Here is a 26373-nt window from a genome sequence, read left to right as displayed (position 1 = left end):
AGGAGCGCAAAGCTATGACCCTTCACAAACAACACTATTTATGTATAAAGCAACACGATACCACTGACTGCGGTCCTGCATGTCTGGCAATCATTGCAAAACAATATGGTCTTGATCTCTCTCTGGCTAAAATCCGCTCACTGGCAGGTACTGACAGACAGGGCACTTCTCTGTTCAGTCTTGCAAAAACTGCTGAAAAACTGGGATTCAAAGCAACCGGTGTCAAAGGGGATAAAGAGGCTTTTCTGGCAGGATTTCCAACACCTGCCATTGCTCATGTAGTGGTCGATGACAATTTGCTCCATTACATCGTTGTCGAAGAAGTTAATGAACAAAAAATTATCGTTTCCGATCCTGCAAAAGGAATCATTACTTATACGCCAGAAGATTTTTTCAATATCTGGACGGGCGCCCTGCTTCTTCTTCAACCAGATAAACAGTTTCAGAAAGGTCATTTTTCTACTTCTCCCATCCAATTTTTTCTCCAGTTAGTAAGGGAACAGAAAAAGACTCTCATCCCCATATTTTTTCTGTCGTTACTGGTCACCGGCTCCGGTATAATTGGCGCTTTTTATTATCAGTATATTATAGATATCGCTGTCCACAGTAATGCTCTGCAAAAACTCAATGCTTTTACAGCTGGAATCATTTTTCTCTATCTTCTCATGCAGGGGATTTCTTTTATTCGCGGACAATTAATTATTCATTTGAGCAATCACCTGGATACCGCACTCGTATTGAAAAGCTATATCCATGCGACTAATCTTCCTATGAATTTTTTTGAATATAGAAAAACCGGGGAAATCATTTCCCGGTTTACAGATGCTGCTCTGGCAAGAGATGCCATTTCTCAGGGTGCGATTACCATTCTGATTGATCTGGTTATGGCAATTATCGGTGGAATCATGTTATATATGGAAAGCCCTGTTCTGCTCGGTATCGCATCTGTTCTGCTGATTCTCTATGCTGTAATTGCTTTCTCTTTTGCACGCCCTCTGAAAAAGCACAATGAAAAAATTATGAATGATAATTCTCTTTTTAATGCACATGTCATCGAATCCATCAATGGAGAAGAAACACTGAAAACACTCCATGCAGAATCTGATTTCGGAAAAAAAGGCACAGATTTGTTCGAAAAACTTCTATCCAGTGTTCTTCGTGGAAATACCATTTCCAATGCACAGACTACATTGACCGATACAACCGCATTCATTGGCGAAGTACTGATTCTGTGGGCAGGCACTGTTATGACAATTACAGGTACCATGACTATAGGAAAACTTATGACTTTTGTAGCATTGCTTACTTATTTTCTGACTCCTATTCAAAATATCATTAACTTCCAGCCACAGCTGCAGACTGCTTTTGTTTCCATTGAACGGCTTTTGGATATACTGGAATTGACACCGGAACCGTCTGCAGAGGAACAGAAACTTTCTGTTTCTGGAAAAGATATTGAGTTCTCAAATGTTGATTTTCGCTACGGTTCACATCAGCTTATTCTTCACAATATCAATCTGCATATCACATCCGGTGAAAAAATTGCGATTGTGGGTGAAAGCGGATGTGGAAAAACTACGCTTGTCAAACTTCTTCTACGGCTTTTTGACTTTGAAAGCGGCAATATTCGGATCGGTGAACACGATCTTCGCTCTCTTTCCGCACAGTCTCTTCGCAGCCAGATCGCTTATGTATCTCAAAACATTGTTTTCTTCAGTGGCAGTATCCGTGAAAATCTGGAAATGGGAATCGGGAAAATACAGGAAAAGGAACTTGATCAAATCTGTGAATTGTGCAGTATCAAATCCTTTATTGATTCTCTTCCTCTCCGCTATGATTCGTCTGTCGGTGAAAATGGAGATTCCCTCTCCGGCGGTCAGAAGCAGCGGCTTGCCATTGCCCGCGCACTGCTTCGACATCCTTCTGTCCTGATTCTTGATGAAGCAACCAGCCATCTGGATTCTATTGCCGAATCTGCCATTCAGAAAATGTTGAACGGACTGCCTGCCTCCATGACTGTCATTGTAATCGCCCATCGACTGAATACCATTAAAAACTGCGATCGAATTGTCGTAATGAATCACGGCACCATTGCAGAACAAGGAACACATCAGGAATTGTTAGAGCGAAAAGGAATCTACTGGAGATTATGGAAATAGATTCTTCCCGAAAATGCCACATGCGGAAGTTCATAAAAAGTGCTGTCTTTTGGGCAGATCGGACGATACAGCGGATCCGCCACAATGATTTTGGCACTTTTCAGTGCCTCTTCCATTGCTTCTTCTCCGAGCACCACTGCATCTTTCTGTCCAAGCAAAGTATCACATTCTTTTAACGGGCACAGAACACGGGCCGCACGTCCATATTGTTTTTCGATTCCTGCTGCCAGTGAGCCCATGGTGACTGGCTCTCCAATCAGCGCAATCTCCGCCTCCTGCTGCATGCGGTTCTGCAAATATACCGTCACAGAATCGGTCTTCTGCGTAACTGTATGTTCCAGTGCACGGGAAATGTCTTCCGCTAACCATTGATTCGGCGTTCCGATCACATATGGCATGTGATATTTTTCCCAAAGAACCTTCGCTGCACGCAGTCCCACTGCGGATACCACCAGATTGATATCCGCTTCTCCTGACGTCTGCAGCGTCTTAAGGTCATCTCCCATGGCCCAAGTAGACTGCACATTCCAACCATATGCCTTCAGATTTTCTTTTAATTCCTCTACCTTTTCCTGTGGTCCGAAATCCAACGGTGTCACACCCAGGAGATTGACCCTGCGCATAGAAACATCTCGTTTCTTCTGCCAATCCGGTGTTTTGACAAACCGACTGGCGATTTTTTCCAGCGCGATTCCAGCCCCATATATGTAATCATGCATCCCGTTGGTGGGTACAAAAAACGTCGGGATTCCGGTTTTCTTTTCTATGATCCGTGCAATGGCTGGAAAGTCTGTCCCATTCAAAAATGGAATCGGCGAACCTGCCAGTGCAATAAATGCCGGATGCAGTTCACTGGCAGTATACGTAATATCATTGATAAATTTCCGGTCATTTCCCATAACCGCATCGATCTCTGTGAGTCCTGAGATAAAGATCAGACTGTCCTGATCATACCAGCGGAGCTCATCATGGGTATTATAGGTGGAGTTGCATCCGGAAGGATCGTGCATCACGGTCATTCCACCCAGCTCATACAATGCGGAACAGACGCCGGACACATCTGCCGTATAGACCGGAATGATTCGATATGATTGTCTCATAGGCAGCACTCGCACCCCCATCCCTTTTGTATTACAAGTCTTTCCGTATCCTTTTCATTACGGTAAGCATCCATCATCAGCTCTGCCGTTCTCCGGATTCCGTCAAATCCATACAGTCCCTCTCCCTGCACCAGATTCACAAAATGCCGGCTGCGGCTGAAATATGCTGCCTTTTGTCCGATGGCAAGCACTTTCTCCTCTCCGCCTCTTGGCAGCACCCGCATCTTTACCTGAATCGTTGCAATCAGTTCCAGTTCCGGCGCATGCTCCTGAAGCCAGAGAAAATCCTCTTTTTCTTCCGGGCTGATGCCGTCCAGATAAATGGCTTTCACACAGAAACCATGTGTCAGAAGCAGTTTTGCCAGCCCCAGTGGTCTTGGATGATAGAGATAATCCAGGACAATCGGCATCTCCCCCATCAGATTCTTTGTCTCTGCAAGCTTTTCCTCACAGGCCGCACGCTCATGTGCCAGTTCCTCTTCCGTTAATTCCGGCAATCCGAGCATATCCGTCAGCTGCTTTAACTGGTTCTCGATCTCTTCATAGGAAAAACTGCCCGGCAGATAGAGGTGCTCACGTCCCAGACGTTTTGCCTGTGCCTCCATTCCATATTTTCCGGCCGGATAGCAGTTAAGAAACAACCGCCCCCTGCTCATTTCCAGCAGTTCCTGCCAGGTATTGCAGGCAGGCAGTTCCCGTACCCTGTACCCATATCGTTTTAACAAACGCTTGATATCGCTGCTCTCATCCAGGACAAAATCACTGCCCAATACCGAGACGGTTTTCTCATCCGCTTCACAGACCGGAAGGGGATCGTACATGGCTTTTCGAAGCTTCTGATCCGGAGTCAGACTGTGCTTCTGCATAATCGGGTCCATGTAGCAGCGGATAAAACAGATATCCGGGAAACGCTCTTCTAATTTCCTGTAAATATATTTCAGATTACTTCCAAGGAAATGATGAAGGCAAACCGTAAAAAGCAAAACAGCTTTCGGATGATCTCCCCTCTTGTTCAGCACATCGGTTACGCCCTCGATGGTCAGCTCCTCCAGATTGCTGTACAAAAGATCCTTTTCTTCCACGATTACATAGGAAAAACGGTCTGCCGCATTCATTTCCGCAGCCGTCAGTACAACACCCCGCATACAGTTCTCTGCACAGACATAGATTTGTATCGTCTCAGGAACCTGCATTCCCGTATGTACAATATTCCAGTTACCGTGTACCGGAGAATTATATTCCAGCTTTGACGCAAAGGGTTTCGGAAAGGATGCATCCTCCATCTTTATCACAGCGTCTTTTTTTTCTGTCTCCCTGATCAATCGCCTGCTCCTCCTTCTGCCGGAGTAATCACATTGGAATATGCTGTTTTGGCAGATACTCCTTTCAAACGTCCGATTTTTCCGGAGAGTGCACTGATCTTATCCTGCGGTGCATCGATGGCAATGCTGATGATGCTGATCCCTTTCGCACGATAGGGAATACCCATCCTGCCGATAATATACTGACGCGCTTCATGAAGCAGCGTGTTTAATTCTTCAATCGCATCATCCTGTTCTACAATAATAGAAATAAGTGCCACTCTGGTGTCCATGCTCCCATTCCTCCTGTTTAACAGATTCTTGGCAAAAGCTCCCCACCCGGCTGCGGAAGCAGTGTCTGTGTGCCGATCTCAGTCTCCATAACCACTTTTCCCGGTTCCTCTGCGACCACCTCGCCAATGATCGCTGCCTCTGCAGAATAGGGACATTTTCTCAGTGTTTCCACAATTCCTTCAGCTTCTTCCTTCGGTGCCATAATGACAAGCCTTCCCTCACATGCCAGATATAAAGGCTCCAAGCCAAGCATCCCGCAGACCCCCTTTACTTCCGGCTGCACCGGAACAGCTTTTGCATCCAGATGAATTCCCACGTTGCTCTGCCCTGCAATTTCATACAGAACCGTTCCTACGCCGCCTCTGGTGGCATCACGGATCACATGCAGATTATGTGTGGTGTCCATGACTGCCTTTACCGTTCCCCACAGAGGTGCACAGTCACTGGTCACATCGGCATCAATTCCAAAATCTTCCCGTTCTAACAGAATCGTACATCCGTGCCGTCCGATATCACCGGTCACAATGATGGCATCTCCCGGCTTTGCCAGTGCTCCGCCAACGGTGACTCCTTCTTCAATCTCGCCCATTCCGGTCGTGGTGATGAATACGCCGTCTACCTGACCTTTTCCTGCAACCTTCGTATCTCCCGATACAATATGTACACCTGCTTCTTTTGCCGTTTTCTCCATAGCGGCAGCGATTTCCTCCAGTTTTTCCATGGGGAATCCTTCTTCAATGACAAAGGCGCAGGTAAGATACAATGGTTTTGCCCCCATACAGGCAAGGTCGTTGACCGTTCCGCAAATGGACAGTTTGCCGATATTTCCTCCCGGGAAAAATGCCGGGGATACGATGAAGCCATCTGTCGACACCGCCATCTTGCCTGCCGGCGGAATCAGAACCGCTGCATCATCTGCCGTCAGATCATGATTTGCAAAATGTGCCTTAAATACCTGATCAATCAACTCGGATGTCTGTCTTCCACCGGCACCATGTGCCATCGTTACTGTTTTATTTTCCATGATGTTTTCCTTCTCTCTTTAAATGCTGGTAACTAACTATTCAGAGCTAACATTCGCAACTATGAATACTGATAGTATGCGGAACAGGCTCCCTCGCCCGATACCATACAGGCTCCCACCGGGTGCTGCGGTGTACAGACTTTTCCGAACACTTTACAATCGGACGGTTTGCATTTTCCCTGCAGTACATCACCACAGCGGCAGGCCGGATTGGGTTTTCCTTCTATTATCGGCACCTGATATTTGATCCGTGCATCAAACTCCTGCCACTCCTGCCTTAACTTCATGCCGGATGCAGGAATCATACCAAGGCCTCTCCATTCACTGTCACAGGCCTCCATCATCTCATCTACAAGAACCTGTGCCTCCCTGCTGCCTTCCTGTGTCACCACACGGGGATAACAGTTGACAAAAAACGGTTTTCCTTCCTGAAATTTTACCAGTGCAACCGCCAGTGCCGTCATCAGTTCTTTTGCGGTAAATCCCGCCACAACACCGCTGACCCCTTCTTCTGCCAAAGCTTCACACAGATGTGTTCCCGTAATCGCATTCACATGTCCCGGATATAAAAAGACATCTGCGCTGCCCTTTAATGCCTCATAAGCCTGGGGCATGGTTTTATTAGCCGTCAATATGGAATAATTAGAAAGTCCATCTTCTTTTGCTGATTTCACGGAAAGACATCCTGCAGGCGTCGTTGTCTCGAATCCTACAGACAAAAATGTCACCTGCTCCTCCGGATGTTCTCTTGCATATTTTTCAGCATCTGCCGGAGAATACACGATACGAATCTTCGCTCCCTGTTCCCGTGCGCCCGCAAGGCTCATCTTTGTTCCAGGGACACGCACCAGATCACCAAAAGTACAGACAGTAACTCCTTTTTCCAAAGCCAGATAAATCGCTTCGTCAATAAAACTGACCGGAGTCACACAAACCGGACATCCCGGTCCTGAAATCAGTTCCACCTGCTCCGGCAGCAATTTACGGATTCCCAGACGGAAAATCTCATGGGTATGTGTGCCGCACACTTCCATGATCCGCACATGAGGGCCATCATAAGTCTCTATCATCTCTCTGGCTGTTTTCATGATAAAAATTCCTCCATGAGCTGTTCTGTCTCGCTGTCATCCTCCTCTGTGATTTTCGCGATTGCCACACCCGCATGAACCATCACATAATCTCCCGGTTCCAGATCTTCCAGAAGTTGGGCGGAAACCTCTCTTTTTGCACCGCCTGCATCAATGACTGCCGTGCCATTACTAATTTTTACTACTTTTGCTGATAAACCTACACACATTTTTATACTCTCCCATTCTGTAATTGCTGTAACCCGTAGGCTGCCTGTCCGATGGCAATTCCTCCGTCATTTGGCGGAACCATCCGATGACGCAGCACTTCAAATCCTTCTTCCATAAGCCGCTCCTCTGTCAGACGAAGCAGCAGCCGATTCTGAAAGACACCGCCACTTAAAGCAACCTTCTGTCTGCCGCTTACATTACGTGCCTCCACACAGGCTGCTGTGATCTGCTCTGCCAGTGTCTGATGGAACAGATATGCCAGTCTCCCACTGTCTGCTCCCTGAAGCTTTGCTTCCGTGATCTGCTGTACCAGCGTTTGGGTATTCAGAATCAAACGTCCGTCCTCTTTATACAGCAGGTGATCCTGATTTCCTTTTTGTTTCTGCAGATTATACTGCTCATATGCTTCTGCTGCAAACTCCAGTGCCATCGATGCCTCACCTTCAAAACTGGACTGACGTCTGAACCCTAAGATAGCACTGACTGCATCAAAAAGCCGTCCCACACTGGTGGACACCACCGCATTTAATTTCCGGTCCGCCATGGTAAACTGTACCTTGCTCTCCTGCTCACTGCAAAGACCAAGCTTTTCCATCATTTTCCATGCCTGCTCACGGTCTTTGGTATATCCATAAATCATGGATACTGCAACCCGCCAGCCTTCCTTTGCCGAAATGTCGCCGCCGATCTGTAAAAATGGAGTAATGCTTCCAAATCTTGTAAAATTCTCATAATCTGCCAGCAGGATTTCTCCACCCCAGATCGTTCCATCCGTTCCATATCCGGTGCCGTCAAAAGCCACTCCGATAACCGGTTCCTGGCAGTCATTTTCTGTCATACAGGATAAAATATGCGCATAATGATGCTGCACCTTCAGCACCGGGTAACCAAGCTCTTCCGCCACCACAGTAGAATTGTATTTTGGATGGAGGTCACAGACTACGGCCTGTGGCGTTACTTCCAATAACGTCTGAAACCGGTGAATGGTTTCCTGCAGTGCTTTTACTGTTCTTACATCTTCCAGGTCGCCCACATAGGGAGAGGGATAAAACCGGCTGTCTACGCCGATACAGAAGGTATTTTTCAGTTCTCCTCCAACAGCAAGCACCTGCCCTTTCCAGTCCGCCGACATCATGAAGGGCAGCGGCGCATATCCCCTGGAACGCCGGATCATATATGGTTCATTTTTATAAAAATCCATCACCGTATCATCTGCCCGGATTCTGATTTTCCGATTGTGGGACAGCATGGCATCACACAAATGAGACAGTTCCGCAACCGCCTCTGCATCCTCACGGCAGATGGGCGCTCCGGATGTATTTCCACTGGTCATGACTAAAATGTCCGGCATTTCGATTCCGTCATCATACTGGAAAATCAATAACTGCACCGGTGCATACGGAAGCATCACACCAACCTTTGGATTCCCCGGTGCAATAGAGGGTGCCAGTCTGCCGCCGGTTTCTTTGTCCAACAGCAGAATCGGTTTCTGATGTCCGGTGAGAATCGCTTCCTGCTCCGGTGTCACAATACATTCCCGTTTTACCACCGCTTCATCCTTTGCCATAACTGCAAAAGGCTTGGCCGGACGTCTTTTCAATGTCCGCAGGCGCTGAACCGCTTCTTCATTCGTCGCATCGCAGCACAGATGAAAACCACCGATTCCTTTGATTGCTACAATCTTGCCATCACTGATCATCCGCCGCGTACAAGTAATGGCGTCCCGTCCCCGTTCGGGTCGGCCGATCAGATAGACTTTCGGTCCACATTCATTACAGCACACAGGCTGGGCGTCATAACGCCTCGTCTTCTCATCATCATACTCTTTTGCACAGTCCGGGCACATGGGAAATTCCTTCATACTTGTCCGTTCCCGGTCATAGGGCAGGGCATCCAGAATCGTCAGCCGCGGACCACAGCAGGTACAGTTGATAAACGGATGCAGATACCGCCGGTCTTTCGGATTGTACATTTCTTCCTTACATTCCTCGCAGATGGCAATATCTGGCGAAACAAAGATCTCCCCTTTGGTCTTTTCACTTTCAATAATGTCGAAGGTCTCAAAATGGGTCTCTGTCTCTGCAGTAACATCCTCTGTATTAATTTTTAAAATAGCCGCACGTTTTGGCGGATGTACTTCCAGGGCCTTCAGAAATCCTTCGATCTGCTCTTTTTCACCCTGGGTATATATTTCCACATAGGGGCCTTTATTACAGACCGTTCCGCGAATTCCACTGGCGGCTGCATGGCGGCTTACCGTCGGCCGAAATCCAACCCCCTGAACGATGCCATAAACCCGGATACGCCAGGTCAGTTCCTTCTTTTGCATACTCTTCTCCCATCGCAGGATCCCTGATGATTCTGTTATTCTGCTCCTGCAAGACGACCCGACACGGCAAAATGTACGGTGTCCACAAAAGTTCCGCCAAATTTTGGTGTCATCCGCTCCATACAGCGATCCGCATAAATCACATCGAAATCTCCGTCTTCTACCAGCTTTATATAATCCTCTTCATCCCGCAGGTGAAGATCTCCTTCCTTACGAAGTTCCGGCTTTACCATAAACCAGCTTGCTACCGTTACCTGGGCATCCGGTGCTTTCTTTAAGATTTCTTCACGGATCGCAGAACCAATCACCTGCTGCTGTACGATCAGTACTCTTTTTCCGGAATAATCCATCTCAGAAATCAGTTCCTCCACCAGAGGATAACCAACCTCGTAGGGAGTTCCATAAGTGCGTTCCAGATATTTCGCCGCCTCCAAAGCCGCCGGAGATACCACGATATGTTTCTCCACATTGGGAACCTTCTTCACAGCCTCCAGTCCGTCTCCCATTCCATAACAGACCGCTGTTTTTCCTTCTGCTGCAAAGCGTTCCCGGATACGGTCCGCCGCACGCAGGTCACTGATATCCTGCGGTGTCATGCCAAGAATCCCGATTCGTCCAGGAATCACTTCTTCTTTTTCACCTGCAAATACGAAAAACAGTTCCAGCCATGCTTTTTCTTCGCCTTTGTCATACAGTTCCATGCCGTCCGTATCCACGGTCATGATCGGCAGATTCACTTTTTTCTCCGTCATGCGCTTTAATGCATGGTAATCCGTTCCGATAACTGCCGGAACCGGTGTCCCGATAATAGCTGCAAACTTCGCATCCAGCTTTGTGGCTGCATCTGCAAGTTTTTCTACCAGGCGGTCATCCCGTCCAAGAATTGCATCCATATCACGGAGTCCTGCACTGAACAGGGCACTTTTACTTTCAAACCACCGGGGTTCATCAAATCCGCAGATATTTCCGGTGCAGCCACCGGCATCGCAAATCACGATAATTCCACCAAATTCATAGAACACAGACACTGCTCCGGATTGATCCGGTGCAAAAGGTGTCAGATATTTTCTCAGTCCTCTCATTGTATTACACCTCCGCCAATGCCTCAAACAGTCTGCGCACTCCTGCATAGCCAAAGGGCTGCCGTTCCTCGTTCCAACGCACGTTGGGACATCCCTTATGGTAATATCCGGCATCTTTTCCAATGGTCAGGTTGACACCGGACTGGCTTCCGTCATAATACAACATCGTTGGTTCCAGGTTGGAGAAGACTTTTGTCTCCGGGCTTAAAACTGCCAGCTGTTTCACATAGATAAAATTTTCACCGGATAAGGTTCCATAAATCTCCGGCACACGGAATCCATACCGTGCCAGTGCCAGCGCCAGTTCAAAGGGATCTCCATTCATCCATTCTCCGACAGCAAAAGATGCATCCGGATGCGTTTCCCGGAATTTTGTGATTGCCGCTTCCGCTTCTTTGCGCGGTGCTTCATCATCAAATTCCACACCCAGTGCCGCCCCAAAGGCACGATACTGGCTGGCAATTTTATCAATCTGATAAAGTCTTCTCAGCTCAATATACGGAATTTTCAACCGATCATGAAAATCCTCTGCTGCAAAACGTGCTTCCGGGTGCAGTACCAGATTAAAATTTGCTTCCGCCATAGTCTGATATTCTGCGTAATCGCTGCATCTGGAAATCTCATGAATCGTTTTCACTCCCGCACCGTGAAGTAACTCATACAACTCACAGTCATCCACCAGCGGCGAAAAATATCCCAGTAAATTTACTACATTTCCTTTTTTCTTCTTCGGCTCCAGCAGGGAATAAATGGACTGCCGAACATGCACCATGGGAGGCTTTCTGCCTTCTCTGGTCAATGCATACATATAACAGGGCTTCACCGGAATTCCTGCATATTCCTCTGCCTTATGACAGACTCGTTCCATATCCGTGCCGAGCAGCGCATCCACACAGGTAATACAGATCATTACAACAGACGGCTTCTTCTCAAGCCCTTCGCAGATCTCTGCCACCGCCTTTGGAATCTTTTTCAAATGTCTTCCCGTTACAATATCCGTCTCATCCATCAACAGGTAATAAAACCGGTCATGATACGCCCCCATGGAGCTGAGAACCGAAGTATTGCGTCCGCAGCATCCCGGAGATACAATCAGCATAATCGAATCCGGCACCGCCAGGCCTGCGCGCTTCACACCGAATCCTTCTGCTCCCGGAGAGTTAAAAGCCAGCGTCGCCGGGGAGCTGTAGATCAGATGGGTATGGGAAATCAGCTGTTTGGGAATATTCTCTTTTCCAAGTTCATTCAGCTCTTTTACCCTACAAAAATAGGCTTCCTGTTTCATGCATATTCCTCTTCTTTCCACAACAATGCAGCCAGATCAAGGAAACATTTGCTGATGTCCGAAGTCGGATCTCCCTCGATCACAGTCTTTCCCTGTTCCTCCCAGTGGATAATTTCATCACTTCTTGGCACTTCGCCCACGATCGGCACTCCGATCTTTTCTGAAAATGCCTGTACCTTTTCCTTCTCATTCTCCACATTTCTATGATTTAACACAATGCCAAATACTCGGGCATAGCTGCGGTCTTCGAAGTTTCTGACTGCGCTGGAAATATTGTTAGCCGCATACAGCGCCATTTTCTCCCCGGAGGTAACGATCAGAACCTTATCCGCATATCCCTCACGAATGGGTGCTGCAAATCCGCCGCATACCACATCACCCAGGACATCATACAAGACCACATCTGGTTTATAATGCTCAAACAGTTCCATATCTTCGAGAAGCTGAAACGTCGCAATAATTCCACGTCCCGCACAGCCAAGTCCAGGTGTTGGTCCTCCGGTCTCAATGCAGAGGATTCCTCCATAACCCTCCTTTGAAATCTGTGACAGCTCATCCGGCTCTTCATCCTCTTCCCTCATATAATTCATCACCGGACGAAGAGGCTCTCCCCCAAGTAAATTGATGGTAGAATCCGCTTTCGGATCACATCCGATCTGAATGACACGTTTTCCCATATTGGCAAATGCCGCCGCCAGATTCGAAGTTACTGTAGATTTTCCAATCCCGCCCTTTCCATATACTGCTACCTTTAACATGTTTCCCTCCTGTTATTTCGTATTGAAAACGAAGTTTTCTACGCAAAAAAACCACTTTCCCGGCAGTTTGTCAGGAAAATGGTTCAGTAAAGTCATATATCGTAACTATTCCTGCTCGGATTATCCTTGCCATCAGAGTTTTCTCACAATTCATTACTGTTATGTCTTTTTCACCAAATATTTGACAGATGGATGAATCAGATACAGTAATCTTTTTCATTATTTTATCATCCGGCATACAAATTAGTCAACACGAACTGTATAGTAAAAAACCGGGGAGCTCATGGCTCCCCGGTTCTCATCTCATTTTCACAAGATTATCTTATTTGTTTTTCTGTGCAATAGCTGCCTGTGCTGCAGCAAGGCGAGCGATCGGCACACGGAACGGTGAGCAGGAAACGTAGTCCAGACCCAGCTTGTTGCAGAACTCTACGGAAGACGGATCTCCACCGTGCTCTCCACAGATACCGCAATGCAGTGTCGGGCGAACTTTCTTACCTTTCTCAATTGCCATCTCCATCAGCTGACCAACACCGGTCTGATCCAGTCTTGCGAACGGGTCATTCTCGATGATCTTAGCGTCGAAGTATGCATCCAGGAATTTGCCTGCGTCATCACGGGAGAAGCCGTAGGTCATCTGGGTCAGGTCGTTGGTACCGAAGCAGAAGAACTCAGCCTCTTCAGCGATCTGATCAGCGGTAAGAGCAGCTCTCGGAACCTCGATCATAGTACCTACTTCGTATTCCATCTCTACACCAGCTGCTTTGATCTCTGCATCTGCAGTCTCAACAACAATATTCTTTACATATTTCAGCTCTTTGATCTCTCCTACCAACGGAATCATGATCTCCGGAACGATCTTCCAATCCGGATGTTTCTTGGATACGTTGATAGCTGCACGGATAACAGCTGCGGTCTGCATCTTGGCAATTTCCGGATAGGTAACTGCAAGACGGCATCCTCTGTGTCCAAGCATCGGGTTGAACTCATGGAGAGAATCAATGATAGCTTTGATATCCTCTACGGTCTTGCCCTTTGCATCAGCAAGTTTTTTAATATCCTCTTCCTCAGTCGGAACGAACTCATGCAGAGGCGGATCCAGGAAACGGATAGTAACCGGTTCTCCTTCCATAGCCTCATATAACTGCTCGAAGTCACCCTGCTGCAGCGGAAGAATCTTGGACAGTGCCTCTTCTCTCTCTTCTACAGTATCAGAGCAGATCATCTCACGGAATGCATCGATTCTGTCGCCCTCGAAGAACATATGCTCGGTACGGCAGAGACCAATACCTTCTGCACCCAGCTCACGAGCTTTCTTGGCATCTGCAGGCGTATCTGCATTGGTTCTTACTTTCATGGTTCTGAATTCATCAGCCCACTCCATGATACGATCGAAGTCACCAGCGATCTTAGCGTCTACAGTCGGAATTGCTCCGTCATAGATGCATCCGGTGGAACCGTCAAAGGAGATTACATCTCCCTCATGGTACTCTTTACCTGCCAGAGTGAATTTCTTATTTGCTTCATCCATAATGATATCGCCGCATCCGGATACACAGCATGCGCCCATACCACGTGCAACTACTGCTGCATGGCTGGTCATACCACCACGAACGGTCAGGATGCCCTGGGATACTTTCATACCAGTAATGTCTTCCGGAGAGGTCTCCAGACGAACCAGAACCACTTTCTCGCCTCTTGCTGCCCAGTTCTCTGCATCTTCTGCGGTGAAGACGATCTTACCACAAGCTGCTCCAGGAGCTGCTCCCAGTGCTTTTGCAATCGGGGTAGCTGCTTTCAGTGCTGCGGTATCGAAGGTTGGATGAAGAAGAGCGTCAAGGTTACGCGGCTCGATCATAGCCACTGCTTCTTCCGGTGTTCTCATACCCTCATCTACCAGATCACAAGCAATCTTCAGAGCTGCTTTTGCAGTTCTCTTACCGTTACGGGTCTGCAGCATGTACAGCTTCTTATTCTCAACAGTGAACTCCATATCCTGCATATCGCGGTAATGGGTCTCCAGAGTCTTACATACTTCCTCAAACTGAGCGAATGCCTCCGGGAACTCTTCTGCCATCTTAGCGATCGGCATCGGAGTACGAACGCCTGCAACAACGTCCTCTCCCTGTGCATTGATCAGGAACTCACCCATCAGCTTCTTCTCGCCGGTAGCCGGATCACGGGTGAAGGCAACACCAGTACCACAGTCATCACCCATGTTACCAAATGCCATCATCTGTACGTTTACAGCGGTACCCCAGGAATAGGGGATATCATTGTCACGACGATATACGTTTGCACGAGGATTGTCCCAAGAACGGAATACAGCTTTGATTGCTCCCATCAGCTGCTCCTTCGGCTCAGACGGGAAATCCTCACCGATTTTTTCCTTATATTCTGCCTTAAACTGCTCTGCCAGAGTCTTTAAGTCATCTGCAGTCAGCTCAACGTCAAAGGTAACACCCTTCTCGGCTTTCATCTTATCGATGAGCTCCTCGAAATATTTCTTGCCAACTTCCATTACTACATCAGAGTACATCTGAATAAATCTTCTGTAGCAGTCCCATGCCCAACGCGGATTGCCGGATTTCTTTGCAAGAACTTCTACTACCGTCTCATTCAGTCCCAGGTTCAGGATGGTATCCATCATACCCGGCATGGAAGCACGTGCTCCGGAACGTACGGATACGAGCAGCGGATTCTCTGCATCTCCGAATTTCTTTCCAGTAATCTCTTCCATCTTACCAATATACTCATTAATCTGTCCCTGAATTTCTTCGTTGATCTCGCGGCCGTCCTCATAATACTGAGTGCAGGCTTCCGTTGTAATCGTAAATCCCTGCGGAACCGGAAGTCCAATATTTGTCATCTCTGCCAGGTTAGCTCCTTTGCCTCCTAACAGATTTCTCATGCTGGCGTCTCCTTCTTTAAAAAGATAAACCCACTTTGCCATTACATGCCCTCCTAAAAATAGAAAATAAAAGAATAAAAGCGCAACTCCACCACCGAGTTCTTCTTTGCGCACACAAATATCATAACATATCCCTGTCAAAAGTCAACTATCATTGTGCGATTTTCACAGATTTGTGAAAGTTTTTTTCAAAATACAATGAAATATATTTTCAGAGCAATGCAGAATATACAAAAAGACAATTCCAGAAAGCTTTTCAAAAAAACAAAATGTACTATATGAAAAAAGAGCCGCCGCACTTTCGTGCAGCAGCCCTTTTCAAGAATCGTAATTATTTACCCTGCTCCAGAGCAAGAGTTCTGGTAGTGAGGTCACAAACCTCAGTCGGTCCATAGTACTGGATTGCACCCGGGAAGGTGTACTCCGTCTCTACAGCCCACTCATCTCTGTGTGCCTCGAAGTATTTGAACGGCTTTCCGTCAAGCTCAACAAGTGCTTTCTTGATAACAGGTTTGTCCTCACCATGTCTTCTCTCGATGTTCATCATCTTGGTGATCGGCATACCGCCTGCAACCCACTCTTCTGCCGGATTGGACAGATTGGAAACTTTGGAAAGATATCCGTTGAATCCGTACTGGATCAGCATGAATGCATTGTATCCAAGAGAATAGCAGTAATCAGCATCAAAGTTGGACGGGAATGCGCATCTTCCTTCATATCCGAAGAAATGAGTCTGAGTTGCATATTTTCCGGTATAAGTTCCTGCTGCTTTTCTTGCTTTCAGCTTATCTCCTACCAAAGCCGCAAACAGTTTCTCGGACTCGATGAGGGATACCTGTACGTTTCCGTGGGGATCTCTCTCCAAGAACAGCTGCTGCTGAATTGCCTGCGGAAGGATTGCAAATACAGCCATAGCCTCTTTGGAAAGTCCTTTCTCGATGAATGCGTATTTCTCAGCCCAGCTCTCCAGTGCGTTGAATGCATCTGCCTTGCTGCCTGCAAGAAGTTCGTTGATCTCGTTGATCAGTGCGGAGAACTCCGGAACGAACTCAACAACACCCTCCGGAATAACAACTACACCGAAGTTGTTGCCATTAGCTGCTCTCTTCTCTACTGCATCGGCGATGTAATCAGCGATTTCAGACAGAGACTGTTTTTTAGCCTTTACTTCCTCAGAAATGAGGCAGATGTTCGGCTGGCACTCCAGAGCGCACTCCAGAGCTACATGAGAAGCAGAACGTCCCATCACTTTTACAAAGTGCCAGTATTTTTTAGCGGAGTTACAATCTCTCTCGATGTTTCCGATGAGCTCACTGTAAGTCTTGGTTGCGGTATCGAAACCGAAGGAGATCTCAATATCCTCGTTCTTCAGGTCGCCGTCGATGGTCTTCGGGCAACCGATTACCTGTACGCCGGTCTTATGTGCTGCCATGTACTCAGCAAGTACACAAGCGTTGGTGTTGGAATCGTCTCCACCAATGATAACGATAGCAGTGATGCCATGTTTTTTGCAAACCTCTGTTGCAATCTGAAACTGCTCTTCGGTCTCCAGTTTGGTTCTTCCGGAACCGATGATATCGAATCCACCGGTATTTCTGTACTGGTTGATGTACTCATCATCAAATACGATGAAATTGTCCTCGATCAGTCCGCTGGGGCCGCCCTTGAAACCGATCAGAACGTTCTCTTTATTCGTAGCTTTCAGTGCATCGTACAGACCGCTTACAACGTTGTGTCCGCCCGGTGCCTGTCCGCCGGAAAGGATAACACCTACTACCTGCTTTTTAGCAACAGAAGTATTCTCTCCTTTTTCAAAAGTAACTTCCGGCTCACCATAGGTGTTCGGGAACAGTTCAGCGATCTTCTCCTGATCTGCTGCACTTGTAGTAGCCTCGCCTTTTTTAACAGCGATCTCGGAAATTCCATGTCTGAGCATTCCTGGAAGCTTCGGAACATACTCATATCTTGCTTTCTGAAGTGGTGAAAGATTCATAATAGTTACTCCTTTGTCATAGATTTCTCAACTAATAAACTACCATTATCAGGTAATTTCGTCAACCTTTGGTTTTAAATTAAAACTCAAATTTTTTCTCAAAATAAGCGTCCAGATCAGCGATTGCCACACGCTCCTGCTCCATGGTATCACGATCTCTGACAGTTACACAGCCATCAGTCTCGGACTCAAAATCGTAAGTTACACAGAACGGAGTTCCAATCTCGTCAAGACGACGATATCTCTTACCGATGTTTCCTCTGTCATCGAACTCGCAGTTATATTTTTTGCAAAGCTCCGTATATACCTTTTCAGCGCCCTCGTTCAGTTTCTTGGACAGCGGAAGCACACCGATCTTCACCGGAGCCAGTGCCGGATGGAAATGAAGAACCGTTCTCATATCCGGTTTTTCCTCTGTTCCGATGTTTTCCTCATCATAAGCTGCACACAGGAATGCCAGAACCACACGGTCAGCTCCCAGTGACGGCTCAATTACATACGGAATGTATTTTTCCTTGCTCTCATCATCAAAATAAGTCATATCCTGTCCGGATACGTTCTGATGCTGGGTCAGATCATAATCAGTACGGTCTGCGATTCCCCACAGCTCGCCCCATCCAAAGGGGAACAGATACTCGATATCCGTGGTTCCTTTACTATAGAAGCAAAGCTCCTCAGGAGAATGGTCACGGAGACGCATCTCATCCTCTTTGATACCAAGGGAAAGGAGCCAGTCACGGCAGAATGCCCTCCAGTACTGGAACCAATCAAGGTCAGTACCAGGTTTGCAGAAGAATTCCAGCTCCATCTGCTCGAACTCACGGGTACGGAAAGTAAAGTTACCCGGTGTGATCTCGTTACGGAAAGATTTACCGATCTGTCCGATACCAAACGGAATTTTCTTTCTGGAAGTTCTCTGTACATTCTTGAAGTTTACGAAAATACCCTGTGCAGTCTCCGGACGAAGATATACAGTATTTTTTGCATCCTCAGTAACACCCTGGAAAGTCTTGAACATCAGGTTGAACTGACGGATATCGGTAAAATCTTTCTTACCGCATTTCGGACAGCAGATATCATGTTCGTCGATATATGCTTTCATCTCTTCCTGAGACCATCCGTCTACGCCACCCTCGTGCTCGATTTTGTGCTCATCCATATAATCCTCGATCAGCTTATCTGCACGAAAACGTTCTTTACAGCTCTTACAGTCCATCAGCGGATCTGAGAAGCCGCCCAGATGTCCGGATGCAACCCAGGTCTGCGGGTTCATCAGGATCGCACAGTCAACACCTACATTGTAGGGATTCTCCTGAACGAATTTTTTCCACCATGCTTTTTTTACATTGTTTTTCAGCTCAACACCAAGGTTACCATAATCCCAGGTATTAGCCAGGCCGCCGTAGATTTCACTTCCTGGATATACAAATCCGCGGTTTTTTGCAAGTGCTACGATTTTTTCCATCGTCTTTTCCATTTGAGATACTCTCCTTATCAATATATAATGTAGGCGTATTCCGCTTCATCATCAATGGGCATCACTTCTGCCGTGTGGCTTCCAAGGATCTCCACATTGTTGCTGACATATTTTATGGGCTGTTCTGTCACTACCACGCACTCTGACTTCAAGACCAGCACCGGATCCGACGTCTTCTCTGTGACTTCCGTGGTTGTGTATTCCTGGTAATCTGCATCCTTAAAGGTCATGTCAAAAGACCGGCCTTCAGAAAGCGCATCATCAATGCTTCCCTGGAAACAATATACCTCGTTGTATTTACTGTAGCTCTCTGCATCTGCATAATTCAGCTGCAGATAGATCGTATCATTTTTCATTTCCAGACTCTTCAGCGAAATCTCTTCCCTGTCAAATCCCTGATTATATGTACTGATCTCCCTCTCGATCATGGACTGAAATTCATCAAAGCTGTAATAGTCCTTCACAAAGCTTTCCACAACCGCCTCGGTTATTTCTCCATTCTTATGTATATAAATCGAAGATACCGATGGATCAAAGGAGCTGCCGCATCCGACACTCAAAAGCGTGACCGCCAGAATGCAGATGGCTGAAAACCATTTCTTCATACACATCCCTCCTCGTTGTATCTTTTTCCGGCACACGTGAACATTCTACCTTATTCACAGGCAAGTTTCAAGTATTTCCAACGATTTGAACCGATGATCCACATAATGTTCCCTCATCCAGGTTACAATTCTGCCAAATTCTTCGCAGACATGCTCCTTTAACGTGAAAGTATACAGCTTTTCCACAGAAGATGCAATCACATACTGAAAGGCATACTTTGTAGAAGGATCCAGATCCCAGGATTCAAAGATACTCCACTCCTGCGGACACTCCCCACTGTATGCCATAGCTTTCAGTTCATATATGTACCGGATCAGCGTTCTTGGAAGCGCCGGAATCGATAAGGCCCGCAGGGACTGATATAACAGTTTCAGATAATCCATACCGTCTACATTCTCCCTGGTATAGTAATCTGCAAACTCCAGAAAATACTGTCCGTAGCAAGAACCTTCAAAATCCAGCATCAGTTCACTGAAATAATTCTGTACCGACGCCTGGGACAGTGTATAGGAAGTTCTTCCTTCATAAAGCTGAAACTGGCCAAACACAAATGGGTTCACCGCCGCCATTAACGGATTATTAAGCCTCCTGGCCCCTCTGGCAAAGGCCCGGATCTTTCCCCGTTCCTTTGTCAGAATAACCACCAGTTTATCATATTCCCCTGCCGGCACGGCAGACAGTATCATTCCTGTCACTGTGCAGTTCTGACTGCTCATGTTTCTTTCCTACCCTTCCAGCCCCGCACTGTTCTGCTTTGTAGGCCAGATATTCCCGTACATCTCCGGTGTGTGCAAATCGACTCCAATGATCCATCTTAAAGCTTCGCCTCCGCTTCCTCCATTCTGTGTACTATTAGAATTTCCGAAGCAGGTGCAGGCTATACTTCTTTCTTATCATATCCAAAATTTTTCATCAGGAAATCAGAATCTCTCCAGTCTTTCTTTACCTTGACCCAGAGACGCAAGTTTACTTTGGCATCCAACTGGCGCTCGATCTCATAGCGTGCAGCAGAGCCTATTTTCTTCAGCATGGCGCCGCCTTTTCCGATGATAATTCCTTTATGGGAATCTCTCTCGCAGACGATTGTCGCCTCAATGTCCCAGATCTTTCCATTTGGCCGCGGCTTCATCTGTTCGATAGAAACAGCAATGCCATGGGGAATTTCCTCATCAAGAAGTTTTAATGCTTTCTCCCTGATCAGTTCTGCCGTAATCTGACGCAGTGGCTGGTCGGTTACCGTATCCTCATCATAGAACATAGGACCATAAGGAAGATACTTAAAGATCACGTTTACCAGTGTATCCGTATTGGTTCCTTTCAATGCAGATACCGGCACAATCTCTGCGAAATTCAGGATCTGGCGGTAAGCATCAATAAAGGTCAGTACTTCTTCTTTTTTTACACGGTCAATTTTATTGATAACCAGAACTACCGGCACATTGGCATGGGTAAGTTGTTCTGCAATGTGTCGCTCTCCGGCTCCAATAAAAGTCGTCGGCTCTACCAGCCAGAGCACCACATCCACTTCTTTCAGTGTGCGCTCCGCAACATTGACCATGTATTCACCCAGTTTGTTCTTCGCCTTGTGAATACCTGGTGTATCCAGAAATACGATCTGTCCTTCGTCACAGGTATAAACCGTCTGAATACGGTTTCTGGTAGTCTGGGGCTTATTGGAAGTAATGGCAATCTTCTGACCGATGATCTGATTCATCAGCGTAGATTTTCCCACATTCGGTCTGCCGATCAATGTGGCAAATCCTGATTTTTTCTGTTCGCTCATTCTTTTCTTCTGTCCTTTCCTCACATCCTGGCTTACAGGCTTTTTACCTGATCAAACAGTTCTTTATCTTTTTCCAGACGGCTTTCATTTCCGATCACACAGAAGCTGCCTTCTTTCAGAAGCTCCCGGATGCCACCTGCCAATGCGCGGATGTCTTCTGGTTGTGCATCCAGCACCTGGTTTCTGACACTCTGATAATCTTCCTCGGTCATATGGGTAATCCATGCGGACATAGAACGGTTACCCTCTGCAGACGGTGTCAGCGGCGTATCCATCTCGCTGATGGCTCCGATGATATATTTGGTCATGTCCCGCTCTCCGGCCTCAAAATTCTCCACATATTCCGGTGTATGCTCAAATACTTCATTGGTCTTCTGAAGGTTCGGATCACGGTAAGATACCAGATAGCTGTCACCATAACGTCCAAATCCGCTCATGCAGCCATAGGCTCCGCCTTTGACACGCACCTGAATCCACAGATAGTCATAACTCAAGATCACCTTCAAAATTCGATATGCGCCTGTGTAATAACCAATATGTCCGGCTCTTGCCACATACTGAACAGCAGACGGAATTTTAATTCCTTCTTTAAGAGCTTCTTCTTCCTTCTTTTCGGAAATATCATATTCCGGCAGTTTTTCTGTAAAGAGCACGGCTTTCAGTGCCGGAATCTCTGCTTTCACGGCCTCCAGTCCATTTTTTCGGGAAGTACAGCTGACTACCAGATGTTCCGGACGAAGTACATATTCCATGACTGCCCTTAAATTTTTCTTAATCGTCTCTTTCTGTCCGTCAAAGTCTTTTTCCAGCGCATCGATGGTCTGGAAAAATGCCACACCACTCATACGATCATTCATTTTCGCTGATCTGGAGAATTTCGCCATGGCACGGATGGCTGCTGCGGAATGTCCTGAGGAAGTCAGATACATATGAAGTCTGGACTTTACCTGCGACAAAATCTCATGAAGACGCTTGTCATCATCAAGTTTTGTCCGACTGACGATCTCCCGGATCATGGCAAATGCAAAATCTGTATTTTCCACCAATACTTTGGTACGGATTTCAAATCTGGTATGGAATTTCTCCGGTTCACGAATATCACCATAGAGATTCACTGTAGAGCTGACTCCGCCCGTGTGGCAGTTGATCTCGTTGAACAGCTCTCCGTAGCTGTAATTCTCTGTATCCACATATCCCAGCACATGTTTCAGAAGTCCCAGATAAGGCACCAGATCATCCGGGAGCTGTTCTGCATCAAACAGGAGGTTAATATAATTAATACCTGCCGTGAACAGATTCTGGTGAAGCACGGTAACATTCTCTACAGAAAACTCTTCGTTGGTCAGCGGGAGTGTTTTTCTACGGATATCCTCCCTCTTCAGCATAGGGATCTTCTCCAGATCTTCCTGAGGGGATGGTTCATCCTGATACTGTTTCAGCTCTTTTGCAAAATCTACAATTGCCTGCTGTTTTTCTGTGGGCAGATTGCTTTTATATGCATCCAGCTTTTTCTGCAGTTCTTCTGTCTCTTTTGCCTCCAGACCTGGCACCGGTTTTAATACCAGCACAGCTCTGTGGGGATTATCCAGAAGATACTTCTGAACCAGACCTTCAAAATATCCGTTATCCAGCTGTTTTTTCAGTTTGTTGAAACGGTCAAGGGCAATCAGGTGAAGGAAGGGCTGATTTTCATCATACAGCCAGCTGTCCATCATCTGAAGTCCATACATAAGCCCCTTTGGATAACCTCCAAAATCAGCTTCCCGGTAACGGAATTCATAATAATTAATTCCTGCCTGCAGTGCCTTACGGTCAAACCCATGCTCTACAATACTGCCCAGCGTCTCACGGACTACTTTTACAAATGCATCCTGCTGCTCTTCCTTTGCCTGCTTGGCAATCACAGAGAAATAGGGCTGGGCAATACCATTCTCATAGCTACTCAGAATATCGTGACCGATTCCAGCATCCAGAAGGGCCTGTTTCAGCGGTGCCCCTGGTGCCGAAAGAAGCGCATACTCCAACACCTGAAATGCCAAATAAAGGTCTGCATCCAGAGAAGTACCAACCACAGCATTATAAGAAAGATATGCCTGATCTTCCCCTTCCTCCTCTGCTGAAACCGGGTATTCTACCGTCCGATCCTTCGGTTTCCGGAAGGGTTTCTGCAGGGTAATCTCAGAATCCACTTTCAGATAGTCATACTGGGACAGATATTTTTCATCAATCCATTCCAGCTTCTTAGTCATATCCATATTTCCATAAAGATAAATATAGCAGTTGGACGGATGATAATACTTTCTATGGAAATCCAGAAAGGCCTCATAAGTCAGGTCCGGGATGTATTTAGGATTTCCACCAGACTCATGAAAATAAGTGGTGTCTGGATAGAGCGTCGTCATAATTTCCCGATCCAGCATGTCCTCCGGTGAGGAGAAGGCGCCCTTCATCTCATTATAAACCACTCCATTAACGCTTAATGGTGCATTCACGGAGTCCATCTCATAATGCCAGCCTTCCTGACGAAAAATCTTCTCTTCTTTATAAATATTCGGGTGGAATACTGCATCCATATAAACATGCATCAGGTTCTGGAAATCCTGATCATTGCAGCTTGCCACCGGATACATGGTCTTGTCCGGATAGGTCATGGCATTCAAGAAGGTATTAAGAGATCCTTTTACCAGTTCCACAAAAGGATCTTTTACCGGAAAATCCCGTGATCCACATAGAACGGAATGTTCCATTATATGAGGCACTCCCGTGCTGTCTGACGGCGGAGTCCGAAATCCGATATTAAATACTTTATTTTCATCCGCATTTTCCAGCAATGCCACTCTTGCTCCCGTCTTTTTATGACGCAGCAGATATCCGACGGAATCAAGCTCCGGAATTTCTTCCTTGCTGAGCAGTTCATATGCGGCCAGTCTTTCCATGATGATCAATGATTTTACCTCCGGTTTTAAGTGCAGACACCCGCACAGAAAACTCCGTGCGGGTGCTCTTTCATTCAGTCGTGTTTTTCTTGTCTTACAGATTGGTTTTGAAGAACTCTTCGATTGCTGCAAAAGCTGCGTCCTCATCCTCACCCTCAACGGTTACGGTAACAACAGCACCTTTTTTAACGCCCATTCCCATGATAGCCATCAGTCTTTTAGCATCAGCTTTCTTGGTTCCGTTATCAATCATGATAACGCTCTTGTATCCTGCTGCTGCCTTTGCCAGCATTCCAGCCGGTCTTGCGTGAAGTCCTAATTCATCCTGTACAGTGTAAGTAAATGATTTCATAATCTATATTCTCCTTTTTCTATAAAAATATTAACAAAATTTATCTGCCGTAAATTCTAACATTCACGAATGCGTTTACGAAGCTCCAGAGTATATCCCGGAGAGACACTCAGCTCATCAATGCCCATTTGGATAAATCTCTGGGTCAGTTCCATATCTGCACCAAGCTCTCCACAGATGCCGCACCAAGCGCCGTATTTGTGAGCATTCTCGATAGTCAGCTGGATCAGACGCAGGATTGCTTCGTGATGCGGATCAAAGAAGCTGTCCAGGGACTGGTTCTGACGGTCAATTGCAAGCGTATACTGGCTTAAGTCGTTGGTTCCGATACTGAAGAAGTCTACATGAGGAGCCAGCAGATCACTGATCACAGCTGCTGCCGGAGTCTCGATCATAATACCGAGCTCTACCTCACCCATCGGCTTGTCCTCTCTTGCCAGTTCCAGTTTCACCTCTTCTACGATCTCCTTGATACGGGTGATCTCTTTGACAGAGATAATCATCGGGAACATGATGGACAGGGTTCCGAATGCAGATGCACGATAAAGTGCACGCAGCTGGGTACGGAAAATATCCTCTCTGGTCAGACAGATACGGATTGCACGGTATCCAAGTGCCGGATTATCCTCTTTCGGCAGGTTGAAGTAATCAATCTGTTTGTCTGCACCGATATCCATGGTACGGATAATGACTTTCTTGCCACCCATACGGGACAGAACTTTCTTATATGCCTCAAACTGCACTTCCTCGCTCGGATAATCATCGCATCCAAGATACAGGAACTCACTTCTGAACAGGCCAATACCCTCACTATCGTTCTCCAGAACAGCATCAACGTCCTGAATGCCACCGATATTAGAATACAGATGAATATGTTTTCCGCTCTGGGTTACGGTCTCTTTTCCCTTCATTTCCTGAAGAAGTGCGCGCTGCTGGTCTGCACGGCCTTTCTTCTCTCTCATTTTTGCCATGGTCTCTTCGTCCGGATCAATGTAGATCAGGCCTGCAAAGCCATCAACAACTGCCATCTTTCCGTTGTACTCCGGATTTACTTCAATATCAGTCGTCACCAGAGAAGGAATATTCATGGTTCTTGCAAGAATCGCCGTATGGGAATTTGCAGAACCCTTCTGTGTTACCAGTGCAAGAAGCTTATTCTTATCAAACTGAACAGTCTCACTGGGTGCCAGATCCTCTGCCACAATAATTACCGGCTCCGGCATTGCTTCCGGGCTTACCTGGCTTCCGTTCAGGATAGAGATCACACGCTCAGAAATGTCTTTAACATCTGCTGCACGTCCTCTCATATAATCATCATCCATGCTCAGGAACATTGCTGCAAGCTGCTCGCAGGTCATGAACACTGCATACTCTGCATTCATTTTGTCATTCTCGATGATATTCTGGATAGACTCATTGTAATCAAGATCATCCAGCAGCATCTGATGAACGTCAAAGATCATAGCCTCTTCTTCGCCTACGTCTTTGAGTGCTTTCTCGTAAAGAGCTTTCAACTGAGACATTGCTTTTGCTTTTGCTTCCTCATAGCGCGCAAGCTCAGCTGCAGTATCCGTAATCTTTTCCTGGCTTACGGTCTTCTCTGCTTTTTTGTATACAAAGATTTTGCCAATGGCAACGCCTTTGAATACGCTCTTTCCTTCTCTTACTATCATAGATTCTTCTCT

General features: G+C 46.7%; 21 protein-coding genes. 1 reads left to right on the top strand and 20 read right to left on the bottom strand.

The window, feature by feature from the left end; translation table 11 throughout:
- Nucleotides 1-14 precede the first annotated feature (14 nt).
- Nucleotides 15-2159: a peptidase domain-containing ABC transporter gene (locus ACZMB2_RS02635; RefSeq protein ID WP_487595379.1), complete on the top strand. Its 2145-nt coding sequence runs from the start codon at nt 15-17 to the stop codon at nt 2157-2159.
- Here ACZMB2_RS02635 and ACZMB2_RS02630 read toward each other — a convergent pair.
- From ACZMB2_RS02630 to ptsP, 20 genes are all read right to left on the bottom strand, one after another.
- Nucleotides 2138-3259, bottom strand: coding sequence for a nitrogenase component 1 (locus tag ACZMB2_RS02630; RefSeq protein ID WP_487595378.1), 1122 nt, complete (start codon nt 3257-3259; stop codon nt 2138-2140). The two genes, ACZMB2_RS02635 and ACZMB2_RS02630, sit on opposite strands and share 22 nt — an antisense overlap.
- Nucleotides 3256-4581 carry a nitrogenase component 1 gene (locus ACZMB2_RS02625; RefSeq protein WP_487595377.1) on the bottom strand — a complete coding sequence of 442 codons (1326 nt, stop codon included), beginning with the start codon at nt 4579-4581 and terminating at the stop codon, nt 3256-3258. The genes ACZMB2_RS02630 and ACZMB2_RS02625 overlap by 4 nt, the downstream gene beginning before the upstream one ends.
- On the bottom strand, nt 4578-4853 hold the full coding sequence (locus tag ACZMB2_RS02620) for a TM1266 family iron-only hydrogenase system putative regulator (RefSeq protein ID WP_118769781.1): 276 nt from the start codon (nt 4851-4853) through the stop codon (nt 4578-4580). Before ACZMB2_RS02620 ends, ACZMB2_RS02625 begins: the two co-directional genes overlap by 4 nt.
- A 17-nt stretch (nt 4854-4870) precedes the next feature.
- The gene (gene hypE, locus ACZMB2_RS02615) at nt 4871-5878 is read right to left on the bottom strand and encodes a hydrogenase expression/formation protein HypE (protein ID WP_487595376.1); all 1008 of its coding nucleotides are present in this window, start codon (nt 5876-5878) and stop codon (nt 4871-4873) included.
- 59 nt (nt 5879-5937) lie between these two features.
- Entirely contained in the window at nt 5938-6966 is a 1029-nt protein-coding gene (gene hypD, locus ACZMB2_RS02610; RefSeq protein WP_487595375.1) for a hydrogenase formation protein HypD, read from the bottom strand.
- A complete protein-coding gene (locus ACZMB2_RS02605; protein ID WP_487595374.1) occupies nt 6963-7175 on the bottom strand; it encodes a HypC/HybG/HupF family hydrogenase formation chaperone in 213 nt (70 codons plus the stop codon). Before ACZMB2_RS02605 ends, hypD begins: the two co-directional genes overlap by 4 nt.
- A 2-nt stretch (nt 7176-7177) precedes the next feature.
- On the bottom strand, nt 7178-9505 hold the full coding sequence (gene hypF / locus ACZMB2_RS02600; RefSeq protein WP_487595373.1) for a carbamoyltransferase HypF: 2328 nt from the start codon (nt 9503-9505) through the stop codon (nt 7178-7180).
- A 35-nt stretch (nt 9506-9540) separates the two neighbouring features.
- Nucleotides 9541-10587, bottom strand: coding sequence for a nitrogenase component 1 (locus ACZMB2_RS02595; protein WP_487595372.1), 1047 nt, complete (start codon nt 10585-10587; stop codon nt 9541-9543).
- Between the two features lie 4 nt (nt 10588-10591).
- Nucleotides 10592-11872 (bottom strand): nitrogenase component 1, encoded by a 1281-nt coding sequence (locus ACZMB2_RS02590; RefSeq protein ID WP_487595371.1) that lies wholly within the window; start codon nt 11870-11872, stop codon nt 10592-10594.
- Nucleotides 11869-12630: a nucleotide-binding protein gene (locus ACZMB2_RS02585; RefSeq protein ID WP_118769774.1), complete on the bottom strand. Its 762-nt coding sequence runs from the start codon at nt 12628-12630 to the stop codon at nt 11869-11871. The genes ACZMB2_RS02590 and ACZMB2_RS02585 overlap by 4 nt, the downstream gene beginning before the upstream one ends.
- A gap of 322 nt (nt 12631-12952) precedes the next feature.
- Nucleotides 12953-15583: a pyruvate, phosphate dikinase gene (gene ppdK, locus ACZMB2_RS02580; protein WP_487595370.1), complete on the bottom strand. Its 2631-nt coding sequence runs from the start codon at nt 15581-15583 to the stop codon at nt 12953-12955.
- Between the two features lie 289 nt (nt 15584-15872).
- The gene (locus tag ACZMB2_RS02575; protein ID WP_487595369.1) at nt 15873-17534 is read right to left on the bottom strand and encodes a diphosphate--fructose-6-phosphate 1-phosphotransferase; all 1662 of its coding nucleotides are present in this window, start codon (nt 17532-17534) and stop codon (nt 15873-15875) included.
- 79 nt (nt 17535-17613) lie between these two features.
- Nucleotides 17614-19011, bottom strand: a complete 1398-nt coding sequence (locus ACZMB2_RS02570; protein WP_487595368.1) for a glycine--tRNA ligase — start codon at nt 19009-19011, stop codon at nt 17614-17616.
- Nucleotides 19012-19028: 17 nt separating this feature from the next.
- On the bottom strand, nt 19029-19616 hold the full coding sequence (locus ACZMB2_RS02565) for a hypothetical protein (protein WP_487595367.1): 588 nt from the start codon (nt 19614-19616) through the stop codon (nt 19029-19031).
- A gap of 54 nt (nt 19617-19670) precedes the next feature.
- A complete protein-coding gene (gene recO, locus ACZMB2_RS02560; RefSeq protein ID WP_487595366.1) occupies nt 19671-20333 on the bottom strand; it encodes a DNA repair protein RecO in 663 nt (220 codons plus the stop codon).
- Nucleotides 20269-20430 carry a hypothetical protein gene (locus tag ACZMB2_RS02555; protein ID WP_487595365.1) on the bottom strand — a complete coding sequence of 54 codons (162 nt, stop codon included), beginning with the start codon at nt 20428-20430 and terminating at the stop codon, nt 20269-20271. Before ACZMB2_RS02555 ends, recO begins: the two co-directional genes overlap by 65 nt.
- Before the next feature lie 64 nt (nt 20431-20494).
- On the bottom strand, nt 20495-21400 hold the full coding sequence (era, locus tag ACZMB2_RS02550; RefSeq protein ID WP_487595364.1) for a GTPase Era: 906 nt from the start codon (nt 21398-21400) through the stop codon (nt 20495-20497).
- A gap of 32 nt (nt 21401-21432) precedes the next feature.
- A complete protein-coding gene (locus ACZMB2_RS02545; RefSeq protein ID WP_487595465.1) occupies nt 21433-24336 on the bottom strand; it encodes an insulinase family protein in 2904 nt (967 codons plus the stop codon).
- 94 nt (nt 24337-24430) lie between these two features.
- Complete coding sequence (locus tag ACZMB2_RS02540) at nt 24431-24688, bottom strand: HPr family phosphocarrier protein (RefSeq protein ID WP_487595363.1); 258 nt, start codon at nt 24686-24688, stop codon at nt 24431-24433.
- A 56-nt stretch (nt 24689-24744) separates the two neighbouring features.
- Nucleotides 24745-26361, bottom strand: coding sequence for a phosphoenolpyruvate--protein phosphotransferase (ptsP, locus tag ACZMB2_RS02535; protein WP_487595362.1), 1617 nt, complete (start codon nt 26359-26361; stop codon nt 24745-24747).
- Nucleotides 26362-26373 lie beyond the last annotated feature (12 nt).

This window comes from Hominiventricola sp., assembly GCF_057604405.1.
The sequence above is the reverse complement of the archived record's forward strand: the minus strand, read 5'-3'. Positions and strand labels throughout refer to the sequence as shown.